The organism is Microbacterium sp. ZW T5_56 (genome assembly GCF_044987425.1).
GTDB lineage: Bacteria > Actinomycetota > Actinomycetes > Actinomycetales > Microbacteriaceae > Microbacterium.
Genome location: NZ_JBJDRI010000009.1, coordinates 93,650 through 112,262, shown reverse-complemented (window position 1 = coordinate 112,262; position 18,613 = coordinate 93,650). Strand labels below are relative to the sequence as shown.

The 18,613-nt window shown below is 67.9% G+C and carries 18 protein-coding genes; 6 read left to right on the top strand and 12 right to left on the bottom strand.

Annotated features, from left to right (window positions below; genetic code table 11):
- The first annotated feature begins 215 nt into the window (after window positions 1-215).
- Window positions 216-902: an esterase/lipase family protein gene (locus tag ACI3KU_RS06450; RefSeq protein WP_404921475.1), complete on the top strand. Its 687-nt coding sequence runs from the start codon at window positions 216-218 to the stop codon at window positions 900-902.
- Between the two features lie 99 nt (window positions 903-1,001).
- Here the strand turns inward: ACI3KU_RS06450 and ACI3KU_RS06445 are convergent, their stop codons facing one another.
- A complete protein-coding gene (locus ACI3KU_RS06445; protein ID WP_404921474.1) occupies window positions 1,002-2,030 on the bottom strand; it encodes a Gfo/Idh/MocA family protein in 1,029 nt (342 codons plus the stop codon).
- Window positions 2,027-3,043 carry a Gfo/Idh/MocA family protein gene (locus tag ACI3KU_RS06440; protein ID WP_404921473.1) on the bottom strand — a complete coding sequence of 339 codons (1,017 nt, stop codon included), beginning with the start codon at window positions 3,041-3,043 and terminating at the stop codon, window positions 2,027-2,029. Before ACI3KU_RS06440 ends, ACI3KU_RS06445 begins: the two co-directional genes overlap by 4 nt.
- A 252-nt stretch (window positions 3,044-3,295) precedes the next feature.
- On the opposite strand from ACI3KU_RS06440, the gene ACI3KU_RS06435 reads away from it, so the two are divergent.
- On the top strand, window positions 3,296-3,940 hold the full coding sequence (locus ACI3KU_RS06435) for a Pr6Pr family membrane protein (RefSeq protein WP_404921472.1): 645 nt from the start codon (window positions 3,296-3,298) through the stop codon (window positions 3,938-3,940).
- Between the two features lie 64 nt (window positions 3,941-4,004).
- On the opposite strand, the gene ACI3KU_RS06430 is transcribed toward ACI3KU_RS06435, so the two are convergent.
- A complete protein-coding gene (locus tag ACI3KU_RS06430) occupies window positions 4,005-5,399 on the bottom strand; it encodes an FAD-dependent oxidoreductase (protein ID WP_404921471.1) in 1,395 nt (464 codons plus the stop codon).
- 87 nt (window positions 5,400-5,486) lie between these two features.
- On the opposite strand from ACI3KU_RS06430, the gene ACI3KU_RS06425 reads away from it, so the two are divergent.
- Window positions 5,487-6,254, top strand: coding sequence for a metallophosphoesterase family protein (locus ACI3KU_RS06425; protein WP_404921470.1), 768 nt, complete (start codon window positions 5,487-5,489; stop codon window positions 6,252-6,254).
- Here the strand turns inward: ACI3KU_RS06425 and ACI3KU_RS06420 are convergent.
- From ACI3KU_RS06420 to ACI3KU_RS06390, 7 genes are all read right to left on the bottom strand, one after another.
- Window positions 6,236-6,688: a heat shock protein transcriptional repressor HspR gene (locus ACI3KU_RS06420; RefSeq protein WP_404921469.1), complete on the bottom strand. Its 453-nt coding sequence runs from the start codon at window positions 6,686-6,688 to the stop codon at window positions 6,236-6,238. The genes ACI3KU_RS06425 and ACI3KU_RS06420 overlap by 19 nt on opposite strands.
- A 42-nt stretch (window positions 6,689-6,730) precedes the next feature.
- A complete protein-coding gene (locus ACI3KU_RS06415) occupies window positions 6,731-7,699 on the bottom strand; it encodes a DnaJ C-terminal domain-containing protein (protein ID WP_404921468.1) in 969 nt (322 codons plus the stop codon).
- A 16-nt stretch (window positions 7,700-7,715) separates the two neighbouring features.
- Window positions 7,716-8,294: a nucleotide exchange factor GrpE gene (locus ACI3KU_RS06410; RefSeq protein ID WP_404921467.1), complete on the bottom strand. Its 579-nt coding sequence runs from the start codon at window positions 8,292-8,294 to the stop codon at window positions 7,716-7,718.
- 4 nt (window positions 8,295-8,298) lie between these two features.
- Complete coding sequence (gene dnaK / locus ACI3KU_RS06405; RefSeq protein ID WP_404921466.1) at window positions 8,299-10,167, bottom strand: molecular chaperone DnaK; 1,869 nt, start codon at window positions 10,165-10,167, stop codon at window positions 8,299-8,301.
- A gap of 196 nt (window positions 10,168-10,363) precedes the next feature.
- Window positions 10,364-10,927 (bottom strand): hypothetical protein, encoded by a 564-nt coding sequence (locus ACI3KU_RS06400; protein ID WP_404921465.1) that lies wholly within the window; start codon window positions 10,925-10,927, stop codon window positions 10,364-10,366.
- A 1,224-nt stretch (window positions 10,928-12,151) separates the two neighbouring features.
- A complete protein-coding gene (locus tag ACI3KU_RS06395; protein WP_404921464.1) occupies window positions 12,152-13,549 on the bottom strand; it encodes an MFS transporter in 1,398 nt (465 codons plus the stop codon).
- Between the two features lie 378 nt (window positions 13,550-13,927).
- Complete coding sequence (locus ACI3KU_RS06390) at window positions 13,928-14,584, bottom strand: MarR family winged helix-turn-helix transcriptional regulator (RefSeq protein WP_404921463.1); 657 nt, start codon at window positions 14,582-14,584, stop codon at window positions 13,928-13,930.
- Between the two features lie 105 nt (window positions 14,585-14,689).
- Between ACI3KU_RS06390 and ACI3KU_RS06385 the strand changes: the two genes are divergently transcribed.
- Window positions 14,690-15,793, top strand: coding sequence for a hypothetical protein (locus tag ACI3KU_RS06385; protein ID WP_404921462.1), 1,104 nt, complete (start codon window positions 14,690-14,692; stop codon window positions 15,791-15,793).
- Window positions 15,794-15,853: 60 nt separating this feature from the next.
- Here the strand turns inward: ACI3KU_RS06385 and ACI3KU_RS06380 are convergent, their stop codons facing one another.
- Window positions 15,854-15,997: a hypothetical protein gene (locus tag ACI3KU_RS06380; RefSeq protein ID WP_404921461.1), complete on the bottom strand. Its 144-nt coding sequence runs from the start codon at window positions 15,995-15,997 to the stop codon at window positions 15,854-15,856.
- A 253-nt stretch (window positions 15,998-16,250) separates the two neighbouring features.
- On the opposite strand from ACI3KU_RS06380, the gene ACI3KU_RS06375 reads away from it, so the two are divergent.
- Window positions 16,251-16,880: a hypothetical protein gene (locus tag ACI3KU_RS06375; protein ID WP_404921460.1), complete on the top strand. Its 630-nt coding sequence runs from the start codon at window positions 16,251-16,253 to the stop codon at window positions 16,878-16,880.
- On the top strand, window positions 16,877-17,374 hold the full coding sequence (locus tag ACI3KU_RS06370; protein WP_404921459.1) for an RNA polymerase sigma factor: 498 nt from the start codon (window positions 16,877-16,879) through the stop codon (window positions 17,372-17,374). The genes ACI3KU_RS06375 and ACI3KU_RS06370 overlap by 4 nt, the downstream gene beginning before the upstream one ends.
- Window positions 17,375-17,420: 46 nt before the next feature.
- On the opposite strand, the gene ACI3KU_RS06365 is transcribed toward ACI3KU_RS06370, so the two are convergent.
- Entirely contained in the window at window positions 17,421-18,587 is a 1,167-nt protein-coding gene (locus ACI3KU_RS06365; RefSeq protein WP_404921458.1) for a MalY/PatB family protein, read from the bottom strand.
- Window positions 18,588-18,613 lie beyond the last annotated feature (26 nt).

Genomic DNA, 18,613 nt, shown 5'->3' with positions numbered 1-18,613 from the left:
CACCCCACACCCCGCACCCTCGCCTCCGATTCCTGAGCGAACGCCAGCGAGACGACGGACCCGCGCGATGCCTCCGATCCCACACGCAGAACCGGAGACACACGCACGACGGATGCCACGGGGCACTTGCACAGAGCCGCTTCTCCGACAACCCCCTCGCCCCGAGCGGTGCTCGGACGGACGCTGGTACTTCCGCTGACTCGAGGAGGTAGGGCATGGAGGTCATCCTGGTCCCCGGTCTGTGGCTGGACGCTTCCAGCTGGCAGGACGTGGGCGATCGCCTCGCTGCCGCGGGGCACGAACCGCGAGCGCTGACGCTGCACGGTCTGTCCTCTCGCACCGCGGATCGCACCGGGATGATGCTCGCCGATCACGTGGCGGAAATCGTCTCGGCCATCGATCGCGCGGCGGGTCCCGTGATGTTGGTCGGTCACGCCGAGGCGTGCGGTCTGGTGCATGCGGCGGTGAACCGACGCCCCGACCGCGTGGCGCGGGCGGTGTACGTCGGCGGGTTCCCGAGCGCCGACGGGACCTGCGTGCTCACCGGGTGTGCACCATCCCCGCCACGCACCGGACGCCCTCACCGTCATACCGACCCCGGGCTCGCCGCTCTGCACGACCGCGCCGAGGAGAACGGCACGCACGCCGTCGACTCCCTGCAGCGGCTAACCGATCCGCGGCGCTACGACGTTCCGGTCACCGTGATCGCCACCGAGTTCCGTGCCGACGATGTGCGCCGCTGGAGGAGCGCCGACCAGGATCCGGCGCGCGAGCTTCGGCGGATCGGCGACGTCACGATCCTCGATCTTCCCTCGGGGCGCTGGCCTCAGATCGAGCGCAGCGCGGACCTCGCTGACGCGTTGCTCGCCGCACTCCCCGCTGTGACCGTTCCGCTGGCGTAGCGGGCTCAGACATCGACTGCGTCCGCGGGGAGCGCGTCGCCGATCCACCTCATCGCGATGACTTCGGCCCACCGCGCTCAGGCCGCTCGTGTCGGCGACTCAGGCGTCGACTGCTTCCGCGGTGCCCACGTCCACGATCCGCCCGGTCGCGGCCGATTCGTAGGCGGAGAGGATCACCTCCAGCACGTCGATGCCCTCCTCGTGGGTCTGGATCGGGCGCGTTCGGTTGCGGACGCTGTCGGCGAAATGCGCGATCTCCGCGGCGAACTCGTGCACCGGCTCGAACGAGACGGTGACCGGCTCCTCGCCTCGCAGGCGAGACGTCAGCGTCGTGCCGTCGGAGGTCAGGGATCCCTTCTCCCCCACGAGCGAGAACTTCTCCGTTCCGACCGCGGGCTGGTACGCCCAGCTGGTGGTCACGTGTCCCACCACGCCGTTGTCGTAGCGGACGAGCACCTGGGCCGAATCCTCCCCCTCCATGAAGGCGAGGCGGTGGCGTGAGAGCATCGCAGTCACCGCGACCGGCGATCCTCCGGCGAGATGCTGCAGCAGGTACAGCGGGTGATAGCCGGTGTCGATCAGCTCACCACCGCCCGCCGTCGCAGCCGTGGCCCGCCAGCCCATGCTCTCCGGAGTGAAATCGTTGTAGAAGCTGTCCGTGGTGCGGACCTCGTAGACCTGCCCCAGAACTCCGCTGTCGATCATCGCCTTCGCGGCTGCCACGGCGGGCTGGAACAGCTGGTTGTGCGCACACATCACGGTGACGCCGGTGCGCTCGACGGCCGCGGTGATCGCGGCCGCCTCCTCCCGCGTGAGGCACAGCGGCTTCTCGCACAGCACGTGCAGTCCGGCCTCCGCGGCCGCGATGATGGCGGCGGCGTGCAGGTGATGCGGCAGGCAGATGTCGACGGCGTCGATCCCACCCGCGGCGATCATGTCGCGGTAGTCCGCGAACACCCGCACCTCTGCATCGTCCCCGCGGCGCCGCTCCGCACTCTCGCGCACCGGGTCGGCGATCGCCGCGAGAACGATGCGCTCCGGATGATGCCGATACCCGGCCACGTGAGCGCCGGCGATACCGCCGGCTCCGATCAGTCCGATACGGAGGGGCGTGGTCTGCGTGCTCATTCGGATCCTCCCTGATCCTGTTCTGCGGTGGTGATTGTCTGTCCGGTTTCCGCCGCGGTGTTCGCGGCGACGATGAGAGCGGTGAGATCGATGGCGGCGCGCAGGTTCGCGCGGGTGTCGGCTCCGTGACGGATCGCGTCGATCCACAGGTCGAAGGGCGTCGTTCCTGCCTGGACAAGGGGCACCGGTGTCCAGTCCTCGCCGAGCTGCCCGCCCTTGCCGATCAGCCCCTCCCGGGCGAACCCGTGCAGCAGGGTCGCCTCCGTCCCGCGCACCTCGAGGGCGAAAGCGCCGGGAGTGGTGACGAAGCTCGCCTCGGCCACACCGATCGCACCGTTGTCGTATCGCGCCGTGACGACGGCGTTGTCCTCCACGGGCCGACCGGTCACGCGCCCGTAGGTGGCCGTGACCTCACGCGGCTGTGCACCGAGGAATCGCTGCACCAGGTAGGCCGGGTGACAGCCCAGGTCGGCGAACGCGCCACCGATCGCCGCGATCGGGTCGGCGAAGCGCTCCGGCAGCCACCCGCGCAGCCAGCCGTCATGGGCCATCCGGACGCGGACGTAGGTGAGGTCGCCGAGCGCTCCGGCCTCGACCAGTTCGATCGCCGTGCGGATGACGGGCTCTGCCAACCGTGGAAGCGACACCACCAGCGCCGTCCCGCCGCCGCGCGATGCATGAACCAGAGCCTCACATTCGGCGACCGTGGGCGCGAGCAACTTCTCGGTGAACACCGGCACGCCCGCCGCGAGCGCGGTTCCGATCACCGCGCTGTGCGTACTGGTCTCGCACGTGACGGTGATGGCATCCACGTCGAACCGCGCGAGCAGCTGATCGAGGCTGGCCGCTACCGGGACACCGAGGCGTTCACCCGCCTCGCGAGCGCGGTCTGGGTCGTCATCCCACACCGCCGCCACACGGGTTTCCGGATGCTCCGACGCCTGTCGGGCGTAGTCGTCGGCATGGACGTGCCAGAAACCAGCGATGCCGATTCCGAGCGCCTGTTCGGGCATGCGTGCACTCCTTCGTGACTTGCTCGTGCTGTGGCAACGTTACCACATTCACGATTGCGCTCATGCTGCGAGTCAATGATGATGCGCCTAAACGATGAGGGATTCGGGATATGTGTCATTGATTGGCCCCATGCTCATCCGTTCACGACACCGACCCCCCGACGACGCCCGCGCGGGGCCCGCGGACCGCCGCGGAGTTACGTAAACTCGCCGGATGGCGCGTTCAGCGCGGGGAAGGAGCAGCGGCGGACAGTGAGGGCACGAACGATCTTCGGCGTGCTGCGTCTGACCGCCGCGGGCGTCTGCCTCACCGCGCTGGTGCATCGGCTGTTCTGGGGGCTGAGTTCGCACACCACCGCCGGCGACAACTTCTTCGCCTATCTCACCGTGCAGTCCAACTGCACGCTGGTGGTGGTGCTCATCATCGGTGCTGTGCTGGCGCTGAGTCGCCCGACGGATCCACGCTGGTTCAGCGTGGCCCTGGCTCTGGTGCTCACCTGGACGATCACCGCCGGGATCGCGTTCGCGCTCATCGTCTGGCAGGCCGGGATCCGCGGCATCCGCGTCGATGTGCCCTGGTCGGATCAGGTGCTGCACTTCTTCCTGCCGACATGCACGGCACTGGCCTGGATTCTCACCCCCGGCCATCGCGGAGTGAGCTGGTGGATCGTGCCGACCTCGCTCGCCTTCCCCCTGGCGTGGGGCGGCGTGACGCTGTGGCGCGGTCCGTTCGTCGGCTGGTATCCGTACTACTTCCTCGACCCCCGTCAGGTCTCCGGGCCGGCGGAATTCCTGATCACCTGCGCGGCCGCACTCGCGATGTTCGCGCTGATCGCGACCCTCATCGTCCTCGCCAGCCGGATGCATCGCCCCGGGCACCCGCGCGCCGCGATCTGAGCGGTCGGGCTCGCGCCCGGCACTGCCTGCGTCCGCTGGCGACGGGGGCTGTGATCCTGCGCCCTCAGGGTGTCGGCGACTCCGTCGTCCCGAGGAACGGCGCGAGCGAGGCAAGGGCCGCGGCCCGCGCGTCATCGTCGCCGAGCTTCGCGAACTCCCCCGCCGCAGTACCGCCGATGAGCCCCACCAGGATGTTCTCGCCCGTTGTGGGTGCGAGGTTGAGCCACGTGCGGATCGTGGCGTCGCCGCCGACCGTGTGCCACAGCGAGGCGTCCGTCTCGATAACCGGCTCGTCGAAGCGCAGCCAGACGGTCTCGATGAGACCCATCCCGAGATCGGCGATGGCACCGCGATGGGCGAACGGCAGAGCCGGCGAGAACTCGATGCCGTCGGTCTTCAGCACGCCGAGGGGAACCGTCACCAGCACACGGTCGAACGACAGGGACTCGCCCGTGGCCACACCGAGGCTCACGCCCTTGTCGTCGTAAGCCACCCGGCTCACGGGCGATGACAGGCTCACCTTCGTGCCGCCGAGCAGGTCCTCGAACACCTTCCCGAGGTCGCCCAGCACGGCGGTGCGTTCGATGGGTGGCACCACGGGTGGGAACCAGGACGAGGCCTGATCGGCGTCCGCGCCAGAGAGCGTCGACAGATACGCCAGCAGCGCCGCCAGTGCGTCGTCCGCGGGATCGGCACCTGCTTCGGTCAGGGCCACGGTGAGCGATTCGTCGGTGACGCGGGACTGCGCTGCGGTGATCGCATCGGTCAGCGACTTCGCGGACACCGCCTCGAGGTCATCGCCCTCCACGGAGCGCCAGAGCGCTCCGGACAGCGTCTCCGTTCGAAGGTTCAGCGGCTCCGGCCGCTCGATGACGTCGTCGAGGGCGTCATCGACGAGCCATCCGCCGAGCTGGACGGGAATCGGCCATTCGTCGTCGTCCACGTGCGACTGGACGCGTCCACCCACCCGGTCGCGCGCCTCGAAGACGGTCAGTTCCAGACCGCTGACGGCCAGGCGAGCCGCCGCAGCGGCACCAGCGAGCCCCGCACCGACGATGGCCACGCGGTCGCCGGTGGTCGATGCATCCAACAGCTTTTCCGCGGCCGCGACACCGGATCGCACCGCCGCCGACATCGTTCCCGGGGCTTCCTCATCGGTAGCCTCACCGGCGAAGAAGAGGCGATCGAGCACCGGGACGGCAAGCGCAGCACGCACGCTCTGCTGCACGCCCGCGGGCGTGAAACTGGCCGCGCCGAGCGAGAACGGATCCTCCGACCACGAGCTGCGAATGAAGGCCGAAGGCTCGAGCCCGGTGGGTGCGGTGGGCTCCGGAGCGGGGGGCGTCGAGGTCGGATCGGGCGTGGGTGAGGGCGCCGGCTCCGGGGTGCAGGAGGCCAGAAGCACCCCCAGGACACCGGCTCCGGCGCCGACCAGCAGAGTGCGCCGCGTGATCCTCATCGTGTCGCAACGATACCCGTCTCGGCGGGTCGCGGGAAACGGCTACCCGTTCGATAGATTGGGCCCGAACGCGACGAAGGGGGCCACATGCTGACGATCGCGCACCTCAGCGACCCGCATCTGGATCTGTCGGAGGAACGCCGTCGTCGATTCGCGGCGGTGCTGCGGGAGGTCGCAGCGTTGCCGCGCGTGGATGCGATCCTCGTGAGCGGAGACCTGGCCGATCGCGGCCTCGCCGAGGAGTACGAGAGCGTTTTCGCGGAACTTCCGAACGACGTCCCCCTGCTCGTGTGCGCCGGCAACCACGATCTGACCGAGCCGCTCAGCGCGGCACTGCGGAGGATCGGCGCTTCCGGGAGCATGAGTGACCTGCTCACGATCGGCGGCCTCACCGTCATCGCTCTCGACTCGCATGTCGACGGCAGAGATGACGGGCTGCTCGCCCCGGAGACGCTGAGCTTCGCGCGCGACGCCATCGCGTCGGCCTCGGGCCCCGTCGTCCTGATGATGCATCACCCGCCCGTGGCCATCGGACACCACATCGTGGACGCACAGTACGGGCTCGCCAACCCGGACGATCTGGCGGCGGTGGTGCGAGAGAGCCCCGCCATCATCGCGATCTTCACCGGCCACATTCATGCCGCGTTCACGACGACATTCGCCGGGGTTCCGGTGTTGGGAGCACCGGGGATCGTGTCGACGATGCGGCTGGGCAGTCGGGTGAATCCGATCGCCGATTCCGACGCGCTGCCGGGATTCGCACTTCACACCGTGGATGGCGCGGCCATTCGCACCGTGTTCCACACGCTCTCACCCCGCGGACTCAGCCAGGACGGTCAGTCCTCGTCGAGGTGACTCTCCCGCAGGTGCGGCGGACGCCAGATCATGACCTCCGTCGCACGCCGAACGCGACGACCGGCGCGCAGCGTGATGACCGATCCGGTCGTCCCTGCGGCGAACACACGCGCGCCGGGCCGGCTCTCGGCATCGGCCTGAGCCTGGGCTTGAAGCTGAGACACCTGCCGACGCAGTGTCCGCACCGACTGTTCGAGATCCAGGATGCGGGCGATGGCCGGCAGACTCATGCCGTCGGCCGACATCTGCGCCACCTCACGGAGCTGACGGATGTTGTTCACCGAATAGCGACGTGAACCACCGCGCGTGCGTCCGGGGATGACCAGTCCCATGCGGTCGTACTGGCGCAGGGTCTGGGGGTGCATGCCGGCCAGCTCCGCAGCAGCGGCGATCGCGAAGATCGGCGCATCCTCGTCCATCTGGTCCTGGTTCATGTCACCCCCGTTCCCGGCGTCGTGTGTTGGTCATCGCGCGATTCAGCGCGCTTTTGCGAGCAGATCCGCTCGCGGGTTCTCCTTGGGCTCCGCCTCGGCGAACTTCTCGAGCGCCTCCTTGGCGGCGGCGTCGAGATGTGACGGGACCACGATCTGGACCTCGGCGAGCAGGTCGCCGGTGCCCTTCGAGGATTCCACGCCGCGCCCCTTGACCCGCAGCACGCGGCCCGAGGGGGTGCCGGCGGCCACCTTCAGCTTCACCGGATCGCCGCCCAGTGTGGGTACCTCGATGGTGGCACCGAGAGCGGCCTCCGTGAAGGTGACCGGAACGGTCACCCGCAGGTTGAGTCCGTCGCGAGTGAACACCGGGTGCTTGCGCACCGAGACGGACACCACGATGTCACCGTTCTCGCCACCCGACGAGGAGGCGCGACCGCGACCACGCAGGCGGATCTTCTGTCCGTCCTGCACACCCGCCGGGACCTTCACCTTGAACGGCTTGCCGTCCTCTCCCTGGAGAGTGATGGTGTCGCCCTTAACTGCAGTGGCGAAGTCGAGCGTGGTGCGGGCCGTGACGTCTGGGCCCTTCTGCGGACCCGGCCGGAAGCCGGCCTGGCCGCCGAAACCAGCACTGCCGCCGCGATTGAACATCGAGAAGATGTCGTCGAAGTCGGCCTGCTGCTGGCCGCGCCCACCGCGGTTGAACATCGAGAACACGTCCTCGAAGCCACCCCCGGTGGCGGTGCCACCACCGGGGGCCTGGAACCGCGCACCCGAGCCCATCGCCCGGATCTGGTCGTACTCCTCGCGCTGAGCCTTGTCACTCAGCACGGTGTACGCCTCGCTGATCTCCTTGAACTTCGCTTCCGCCGCAGCGTCCCCCGGGTTCGAGTCCGGGTGGTACTTGCGCGCCAGCTTCCGGTAGGTCTTCTTCAGGTCGGCTTCGGACACGTCCTTGGACACACCGAGCGTCTTGTAGAAGTCCTTCTCGAACCAGTCGTTGCTTGCCATATGTCCCCTTTTCGGCCTACTCGGCCGGGACCGAGACGACCACCTTCGCGGGACGCAGTTCCACGTCGCCGAGGCGGTAGCCCACCTCGACCACATCGAGGATGGTTGACTCGGTGGCGCCCGGAACGGGCTGCTGGAAGATGGCCTCGTGCTGCTGCGGGTCGAAGACGTCGCCCACGGCACCGTACGACTCCACACCCTGACGCGACACGATCGTGCGGATCTTCTCAGCGATCACGGCGAAGGCGCTGCCCTCGGCGAGGTCACCGTGCTTCTCGGCACGCGCGATGTCATCCAGCACCGGAAGCAGGCTCTTGACCACGTCACCCGTGGTGCGCTGCTTCTCGATCTGGCGCTGCTCCTCGGTGCGACGCCGATAGTTGGCGTACTCCGCGGTGATGCGCTTGAGGTCGTTGAGGTGGATCGATTCGATGTCCATGACGTCGGCCGCAGCCGCGTCGTCGGTCTGGGCGGCGCCCAGGATGTCGTCGATCGTGAGTTCCTCGTCCTGCGAAGCGGGGTCGGAGGCGTGAGCCTCCGACCCCTGCTCGCCGGACGGGGCTTCGTTGTTCTCGAAGTCCTTGTCGTCCGTCATGTCTTTACTTCTTCTCGTCCTCGTCGTCCACGACCTCGGCGTCGATGACGTCCTCCTCGGGGTTCGGCACATCGCCGTTGCCCGGGTTGGTCGCCGTCGGGTCGCCCTCGCCGCCGGCAGCCTGGGCAGAAGCGTAGAGCGCTTCGCCCAGCTTGCCCTGGCTCTGGCTCAGGGTGTCGAACGCCGTCTTCACGGCGTCATCGTCCTCGCCCGCGAGCGCGGTCTTGACCGCGTCCACGTCGGCCTGGACCGACTCCTTGACGTCGGCGGGGAGCTTCTCGTCGTTCTCCTTGATGAGCTTCTCGACGGAGTACGCGAGCGTCTCAGCCTGGTTGCGGACCTCGGCGGCCTCGCGGCGCTTCTTGTCTTCGGCGGCGTGCTCCTCCGCCTCGCGCACCATGCGGTCGATGTCCTCCTTGGGCAGCGAAGAGCCGCCCGTGATGGTCATCGACTGCTCCTTGCCGGTGCCCTTGTCCTTGGCGGACACGTGCACGATGCCGTTGGCGTCGATGTCGAAGGTGACCTCGATCTGCGGGATGCCACGGGGGGCCGGGGCGATGCCCTGCAGCTCGAAGGTGCCGAGCGGCTTGTTGTCGCGGGTGAACTCACGCTCACCCTGGAACACCTGGATCGCGACGGACGGCTGGTTGTCGTCGGCCGTGGTGAAGGTCTCACTGCGCTTGGTGGGGATGGCCGTGTTGCGCTCGATGAGCTTGGTCATCATGCCGCCCTTGGTCTCGATACCGAGGCTCAGCGGGGTGACATCGATCAGCAGAACGTCCTTGCGCTCACCCTTCAGCACACCGGCCTGGATGGCGGCACCGACGGCGACGACCTCGTCCGGGTTGACACCCTTGTTGGCGTCCTTGCCGATCTCGCCCTTGACGAGCTCAGCGACGGCGGGCATACGGGTGGAGCCACCGACGAGAACCACGTGGTCGATGTCGCCGACCTTGATGCCTGCTTCACGGATGACGTCCGCGAACGGCTTCTTGGTGCGCTCGAGGAGGTCCTTGGTGAGGTCCTCGAACTTCGCGCGGGTCAGCGTCTCCTGCAGGTTGGCCGGGCCGTTCTCGGTGAGGGAGAGGTAGGGCAGGGAGATGGTGGTGGACATGGAGCTGGAGAGCTCCTTCTTCGCCTGCTCGGCGGCCTCCTTGAGGCGCTGCAGGGCGATCTTGTCGTTCGCCACGTCCACACCGGTGGACTGCTTGAACTGCGTGATCAGCCAGTCGACGATGCGCTGGTCCCAGTCGTCGCCACCGAGGCGGTTGTCACCGGCGGTGGAGCGCACCTGGATGGTGGAGAAGTCGTCGTCCTTGCCCACTTCGAGCAGCGAGACATCGAAAGTTCCGCCACCGAGGTCGAAGACCAGGATGAGCTCGTCCTCCTTGCCCTTGTCCAGGCCGTAGGCCAGGGCAGCAGCGGTGGGCTCGTTGATGATGCGCAGCACGTTGAGGCCAGCGATCTCACCGGCGTCCTTCGTGGCCTGACGCTCAGCGTCGTTGAAGTACGCGGGGACCGTGATCACGGCGTCGGTGACGCTGTCACCGAGGTACTCCTCAGCGTCGTGCTTCAGCTTGCCGAGGATGCGCGCCGAGATCTCCTGCGGCGTGTACTCCTTGCCGTCGATCGACTGCGTCTTCCATGAAGTGCCCATGTGGCGCTTCACGGATGCGATGGTGCGGTCTACGTTGGTGACGGCCTGGCGCTTGGCGGTCTCACCGACGAGCACCTCTCCGTCCTTGGTGAAAGCGACCACCGAGGGAGTGGTGCGGAATCCTTCAGCGTTGGCGATGACCTTGGGCTCGCCACCCTCGAGAACGGAGACGACCGAGTTGGTCGTACCGAGGTCGATGCCTACTGCACGTGCCATGTGTTTTCCTTTCGTGCCGGGGGACTTCCCGATCCTCCAGCGGTGGCTCGCCCGTGCCGGGCCGCAGCCGAAATCTGTGGTCCGCTTGCGCGGAATCGGGACTTGAGCCCCGATGACTCAACCTTAGATCACGACGAGAATTCGTGTCAAGTCGAAGTTGAGTCGCGCCGACTCAACTTTGGGTGAACGCTCAGTATCAGACGGATTTCGCCAGCTGCTGCAGCGCCACGACCCCGAATCCGGCGGCGACGAGACCAGCCGACACGATGATCTTCGCCAGCATCGGCAGGGTCGAGCGCCGCACGGCCAGCCAGCCGATGCCCGCGAGGGTCACGATGTAGATCCACGACGAGATGCGCAGCGCGAGATGGAGATCCATCCACCCGAGCCACGCGGCACCGATCAGCGCGATCGGAAGCCCCACCGTCCACAGGGCGCCCAGACCCGCGCGCAGCATGATCTGCAGTTCGCTCCCCCGAGCGACCGTGCGATGGACGATGAGGTGCGCGATGTACTCCGACAACGTGCCCGCCACGACGATGCCGAGCACACCCATCAGGAGTGCGAGGAAGGCATGCCGCGGTTCGGCGTGCGTCCCGGATTCCACGACCCGCACGATCGCGAGGCCCGTGAACGTGGCGTACAGGCGTTCGCGGAAGTACGGCACGGTGCCGGGTGGGAGCTCCCAGTCATCATCCCTGCGCGATCGGAACTCCTCCCGCATCGCCCGCTTGCTCTGCCGTCCCCGTTCGCTGCTCATCCCGTCATCGTCGCAGGTCAGTGGCGGATGTGGTGCGTTTCGGTGAGGGCGGCGGACTTCGGGTGTGGAGGTCCGGACCCCCGTTCAGTGTTGGGTGCCGAACGCGCGTCAGCCGATCACGACAGATCGACGCTGTCGCTGCTCTGTATCGATGCCGTGGCCGGGAACGCCGTCACCAAAGGAGGGCGCTGTCGCGAAACGAGGACGCTGTCACCAAAACGAGGGCAATGTCGCGAAACGAGGACGATGTCACGAAACGAGGACCATCACGCGAAACGAGGACCATGTCGCGAAACGAGGACCATCACCCGTGGCGTGCCCTCCGCTGGAGTAAATCCCCTCCGTTCGCGACACTCATGTCGCCCCTTCAGCTGAGCCCAGCCCCGCACTGGCCCCGACCGGAGTCCAGTCGGGCGCGAGCGGCTACGACGTCAGAGCACCAGCAAGATCGCTGTCACCAAACGAGGACAATGTCGCGAAACGAGGACCATGTCGCGAAACGACGACCATCACCCGCGGGACGCCCTCCGCTGGAGTAAATCCCCTCCGTTCACGACACCGCCGCCACCCTTCAGCCCCGCACCGACCCCCACCGACCCGACCGCCGACGACGACGACGCCGTCCAGCTGGACGCGAACAGCGACGACCTCAGAGCACAGCAAGAACGCTGTCGCGAAACGAGGACAATGTCGCGAAACGAGGACCATCACCCGCGGGACGCCCTCCGCTGGAGTAAATCTCCTCCGTTCGCGACACCGCCGCCACCCTTCAGCCCCGCACCGACCCGACCCGACCCGACCACCGACGCCGACGCCGACGTCCAGCTGGACGCGAACGGCTAGGACCTCAAAGCACCAGCAAGAACGCTGTCGCCAAACGAGGACAATGTCGCGAAACGAGGACCCTCACCCGCGGGACGCCCATCCCCTCCGTTCGCGACACCGACGCCACCCCGTCAGCCCAGCACGGACTAGCTCGGCCCAGACCTCACACGGCGAAGACGCCCGAACCTCGCAACAGGTCAGCGGAGATCACAGCGGAGCACCAGCGAGAACGCCGTCGCGAAACGAGGACAATGTCGTGAAACGAGGACGGCTACCGGCGCGCCGTCCTCCGGTGGAGTAAATCTCCTCCGTTCACGACACGGCATTGAGCAACGCTCGTCATCTCCCGTCACCTCACCGGTGCGCCGCAACGCTCCGAGACAGAAGCTACGGGGCGGCTCAGCGGCGCTCGAGGGCGGGGATACGGACGAACAGCATCAAGACGAGACCGGCCGCGATCACGATGATGATGCCGAGGATGCCCCAGTAGATCGCGCCCATCGCCGCGACGAGGATCGTCCAGAGCCCCGACGCCAGGAAGCTCGCGACCCGACCCGTCGTCGCGTAGAGGCCGAAGACCTCGCCCTCGCGACCGGCGGGAGTGACGCGGGCGAGCAGCGAACGCGACGCCGACTGCACCGGACCCACGAGCGCGGAGAGCACCATGCCGCAGATCCAGAACACCGTCTGGCCGGCGTCGTGCAGCAGGAACACCGCGAGGCCCGCCACGCACAGGGCGGTGAGCGCGCCGATGATCACGGGGCGCGGGCCGAAGCGATCGTCGAGTCGACCGGCGATGATCGTCCCGATTCCGGCGATGAGATTCGCCGCGATTCCGAAGATGATCACCTCGTTCGCCGAGAATCCGAACACGCGTGCAGCAATCACGGCGCCGAAGGTGAACACGCCGCTGAGGCCGTCGCGATAGACGGCGCTGGCGACGAGGAACCAGAACGTCGGGCGGGAGTCCTGGAAGATCGAGCGGATGTGGCGCCAGAGATCCACGTAGCTGAGGAAGAAGTTGCGCCGCACGACGCTCCGCCGCGGGGTCTCCGGCACGTTCAGCAGCAGCGGGATGGAGAAGACGATCGCCCACACTGCGCAGCCGACCGCGATGATCCGATACGGCAGGCCGTTATCGGTGGGCAGACCGAACCAGTCGAAGCTATTGCACAGCACCACGATGACGAGGGCGATGATGCCGCCGACGTAGCCGAGACCCCATCCGAGACCGCTCACTCGCCCCACGGTTCGAGGATTGGAAACCTGCGTGAGCATCGCGTTGTAGTTGACGCTCGCGAGCTCGCTGAACAGCGTGCCCGCGGAGACCAGCATCACGCCGAGCAGGAAGAAGTTCGGTGAGCCTTCCACGAAGAACATGCCGGCCATCGTGACGATCAGCAGCGTCGTGTAGACGATCAGCCAGCGCTTGCGACGCCCCGCCGCATCGGCACGCTGCGCCAGGACCGGCGCGAGGAGCGCCAGCAGAATCCCGGCAGCCGTGGTCCCGAGACCGAGCTGACTGCTGAGCCCCGCGAGCGCGGCGTCCTTGACCTTGTCGCCATCCGGCAGTGCCGCGATCGACGGATCGAGGAACGTATCACTCACCAGGTACAGCGCGGTGAACACGAACGTGAGGATCACACTGTTGAACGGCTGCGTGGCCCAGTCGTAGATCGCCCACGACCACACCTGCTTGCGCGGGATGGTGCGATCGAGGTTCTGATCGAGCGCCAGCGCCGGCAACGCGTCGGTATCGACGGTGGTCGGGGGCGTGTGGGGAGTCTCGCCGGTCATGCGCTCACCTTAGTGGTCACCGGGGTCGCACCGGTGAACCCTCGTTCGTTGCGCGCACGACGCTCGTATTCCGAGAGATTGGATCCATCTGCGCCGACGAAGAAATATCGGCCCCAGCCGCCGCATCGCTCGGATCCCGGCCCTCGTCACGACCACGGCATCGCTCGGATCCCGGCCCACACGACGACGGCGTCGGTCCCAGCCACGGCTTCGGATCCCCGCCTTCATCACGACTACCGCGTCGGTCCCAGCCACGGCTTCGGTCCCAGCCACGGCCCCGGCCGCGCCCGGCGCGAGGCCACGGCCAGTCGCAAGGTCAATGTCAGGCCACAAGCGCGGTATCTGTGACGACCGCGCTTGTCCGCAGCGAGTCGCGGATCAGTCGCGAGGCCAGGCGGCAGCGAACTTGGCCAGGAGCCGGATGAACTCCGCCTGCTCGTCGGGCGTGAGCGCGGCGAGGGCGGTACGGACGGTGTCGTGGCGATGCCCGCGCATGCCGCCGGCGATCGAACGACCCCGATCGGTGAGCGCCACCCGCGTGCGTCGCGCGTCGTCCGGGTCAGCCTCGCGCTGGACGAGACCCAGCTGCACCGACTGCTGAACCAATCGCGATGCGCGCGGCTGGTCGACGCCGACGGCGTCGGCGATCTCGGACACTGTCAACGACCCCGATGCGGCGGCGAGGACCTCCAGGAGACGGAACCGCGCAGGACCGCCGAGACGGCCGCCCATCGCGGACATCCACTCGGCTGCACGTGGGTCGGCGCCGCGACCGCCAAAGGGGCCCCACTCGGGACCGCCACGATGCGTGCGGCCGCCGCGATCCCCCTCCCGACCGTGCGCCCTGTCGTGATCGTGGCCATCGTGGTCGTGCGCACCGCCGAAATCATGCGCACTGCCGTGACCGTGCGGCCCGCCAGACCCGAAGCCGTGCGGCCCTGGCCCGCCGGGCCGGGGGCCACGTCGGCCGCGGATACGGCCGAGCGCGGCGACGATCGCCTCCACCGGATCCGTGGGCTGCTGCTCGTCGGTCATGGGGAAAGTATATATGTCACTTGACAAGCTTCTCGAATGCATGTCACACTACATTCACTTGTCATCTGACATACATTCGAGCTTCGGCTCCCGAAAGGACTTCTCATGAACACCCCGAACAACACCCCTCTGGGCGAGCGCTCACTCGCCTTCCTCATCCGCGCCGCCGACCAGCTCGTCCGCGCGGAACGTGCCGACATCCTCTCGTCCGAGGGCATCCGTCGACACGACCCGCGCCTGCTGCGCCGACTCGCCGGAACGGACGCGGCGGCAGCGGACACCACCACCCCAATCGAAGATGCAGCCCCGTGGGCAACCATCCCGTCGAACGGGAAACTCGACACCGACGCGCCTCTCGGCGACGCCGCCACCGGCACTGCCGGTACGGAGAGTGCGCCGGCCTCGGAGGCAGGCCCGACGGATGAGCGCCGCGGCCACCGCCACCCGAGACACCGGGGGCACGGACGCCTCGGCCGCGCGCGCTTCGGAGGCTTCCGTCTCCGCCACCTGCTGATGCGGGGCTGGATCACGTTCGCGGACGGCCGCCCGATGATCACCACCGAAGGCCGAGCAGCGCTCACGCGCATCGATGACCGGCTGACGGCTTCGCGCTCGCGCATCGAGTCGGTGCTCACACCCGAGCAATTGACCGCCACCACGGACGCGCTCACCTCCATCGTCGAGGAACTGGGAGGCGAGGAGCGGCTGCGTGACGTGCGCCGTCGCCGTCGCCTCATGCAGCACCTGCGCGAAGGAGGACCGCGTCACGGCTTCGCCCACCGCGGTTTCGGCGGGCGCGGTATGCGATCCGCTGACGCGGGAAACGGTGTGTTCGCGGGCCACGAGCACGGCGATTGCGATCGTCACAGCGACTCCCGTGGCCGGCATGCACACAGTGAGTTCCACGGAGAGCGCGAATTCCACGGAGAACGCGGGTTCCACGGACGGGACCGCGGTTTCGACCCCGAGGGCTTCGGCCCCGGACACGTCGGCGGACCCCGCGCTCATTTCGGACACGATGAGTTCGACGGCGCGTTCTCGACCGACCGCCCCTTCCGCGGTCGCCCCGCACCCTGGGGTCAGCGCCATGCCGACGACGCCGACAGCCGCGACTTCCGTCATGGCGACGGACACCGTGGGAGTCATCACGGCGACGGACACCGTGGGAACCGCCACGGCGACGCGCACCACGACCGCCACAGCATCTGACCCCAACCGCACATGACGACGGCGGCTGCCCCACCACCAGGGGCAGCCGCCGTCGTCGCCTCAGTCGAGCAGCAGCGCTTCGGCTTCGGCTTCGGCTTCGGCTTCGGCTTCGGCTTCGGCTTCGGCTTCGGCTTCGGCGACCGTGGTCGAGCGGCCGTGCGGCGCCAGCTCGAAGGACTCTGCGTCGGAGATGCCGAGCGACATCTCCATACGCGCGGCGGAGCGGCGGGCGTGCATTCTCGGCGGTCTCGAGGTACTCACTCCAGTGCTCGCGGATGAACGCCTCGACGGCGCTTTCGTCGGCGGCATCCGGAGCCGTCAACTCCCGCTGAGCAGGGGTGAACTCGAGGAACTGCGCCGCGCAGTCAAGGGTAAGGCGCGAATCCGGCACTGCCGTCATCATGGACGGCGGTGCCGGACATGTCTCAGATAACGGACCCACCACGATGGGAGAGACATGGAAACGTACGACCGGCTGGATCACCTTCTCCAGCGCTCAGCACCCCCGGACCTCACGGTCGGCGATGAGCTGACCCGAGCCCTGGATCAGACGACGCACGCCGCACGTGCGCAGATCTTCGCCGAGAAGCCGCGGACGCGCCGCACGCCGCGCGTGCTCGCCGGACTCGGATTGGCGATCGTGCTGATGGGAGGGGCCGGCACCGCAGTCGCGAGCGGCGGGCTGTCCTGGTTGCCGTGGGCGCAGCATCCCGACGCGGTGTACGCGTTCACGCTGCCGAGCGGGCGCGAATGCGAGCTGCGGTCTGTCGTCGTCGAGCCGCGAGAACTGGCGGGCGACTGGGCCGGGTTCGTCGCGAGCGTGGGAGATCTCCACGTGGACGACGCGCTGGTCAAAAGCTGGGCGGATCGCATTCGATCCGACCCACAGACTCGGATCCAGATCGTCAACGCCGATGGCGAGTGGGAGGATCCCACGGGTGATACTCCGCCGACGGACGACGACATCTACGCCATTGCTCACCGGGTCGCGATGGCTGAGACGGTCGCGCAGCTCGCCGAGCAGGCCGAAGTCAGTCTGGCCTTCGAGGGGAACGAGCAACTGCTGTGTGAGGCTGTGACCTCGTGACGTCGGCCGCTGACCACGTGCAGCGCCTCACCGCCGCGTTGCACGAGTCGAACGCGGACCTCCTCCGCTACCTGCACCGTCGCGTCGGAGCGGATGACGCGCCGGACCTCCTCGGCGAGACGCTCCTGATCGCGTGGCGGCGAGTCGATGATGTGCCCACCGACCCAGTGCAGGCCCGGATGTGGCTGTTCGGACTCGCGCGCGGCACGCTGCTGAACCACGCTCGGGGGCAGCGCCGGCGCCTGGCGCTGGCGGATCGGATCCGCTCGCACATCTCGTCTGCAGTGACCGCTCCGGCTGACGACGGCGGAGAGGTTCGCGATGCGATCGAGCGCCTGAAGCCGAAACTCGCCGAGATCATCCAGCTCGTCCATTGGGATGGCTTCACGCTGGCGCAAGCGGCAGAGATCATCGGCATCCCCGCGGCGACAGCGCGGTCGCGCTACGCGCGGGCGAAGGAAGAGCTGCGCGCAGCCCTCGGCGTGATCGTCTGAACGAACGACAGCGGCGCATCCGGATGGATGCGCCGCTGTCGTTCGTTCAGCCCGCGAGCGCGGCCGCCATGCGGCGCACCGCCTCGCGAAGGATCGGCCGCGGCGTGGCGAAGATCATGCGGACGAATCCCTCGCCGGGTCCGCCGCAGTCGATTCCGTCCGTGAGCGCGACGCCCGCGTGCTCGCGGAAGAACGCGGCTGCCGATCCCTCGATGGGCAGGTCACGACAGTCGAGCCACGCGATGTAGGTGCCCTCGGGCATCGTGTAGCGGATGCCGGGGATCAGCTCGGCCAGATCGTCTCCGAGCGTGCGGCGGTTCTCATCGAGATACGCGGTCACCTCGTCGAGCCACGCGCCGCCCTCCTCGTAGGCGGCGATGTTCGCCACCACACCGAGCGTGGATGCGCCTGGCGCGCCCGCACCGAACGCGGCGGTCCAGGTGTCGATATCGGCGTCGTTCGAGAGGATCACCTGCGCGCACTTCACACCCGGCATGTTCCACGCCTTGGATGGCGAGGTCGCGGTCACCGTGTGTGCGGCCGTGGCCTCCGACAGCGAAGCGTACGGAATGTGCGAGGCACCGGCGAAGACCAGCGGCGCGTGGATCTCATCGGCGAACACCCGGCCGTCGTGACGCTCGACGATGCTCGCGACGGCCTCCAACTCGTCGCGGGTGAAGACGCGACCCACCGGGTTGTACGGGTTGCACAGAATGAGAAGGCCCGCCCCGTCGGCGAAAGCAGCCTCGATGCCCGCGAGATCCAGGCTGTACCGTCCGTTGTCGACGAGCATCGGCACCTCGACGATCTCGCGACCCATCGACGGCGGGATCGTGAGAAACGGCATGTAGGCCGGGGTGGGCAGGATGATCTTCGAGCCGGCGGCGGAGAACTTCTCGATCACGATCTGCAGCGCGGTGAGCACGTCACCCACCGGGCGAACGTTGGCGGCAGGAACATCCCAGCCGTACCGATCCCGCTGCCAGGCGGCCGTTGCTTCGCCCAACCGATTCGCGAGCGTCGGCGGCAGGTAGCCCAGCAGTCCGTCGTCGATCGCGCGATGCATCGCGTCACGGACAGCGGGCGCGGTGCCGAAGTCCATCTCGGCCACGAACATCCCGATGGTGTCGGGGAATCGCGTCCATTTCAGGCCTCCGACCGAGCGGAGGGAGTCGAGGTCGATGCTGTCGAATTCGGAGGTCGCAGTGCTCACTCCTCGATTCTGCCCCGTCCGCGCCG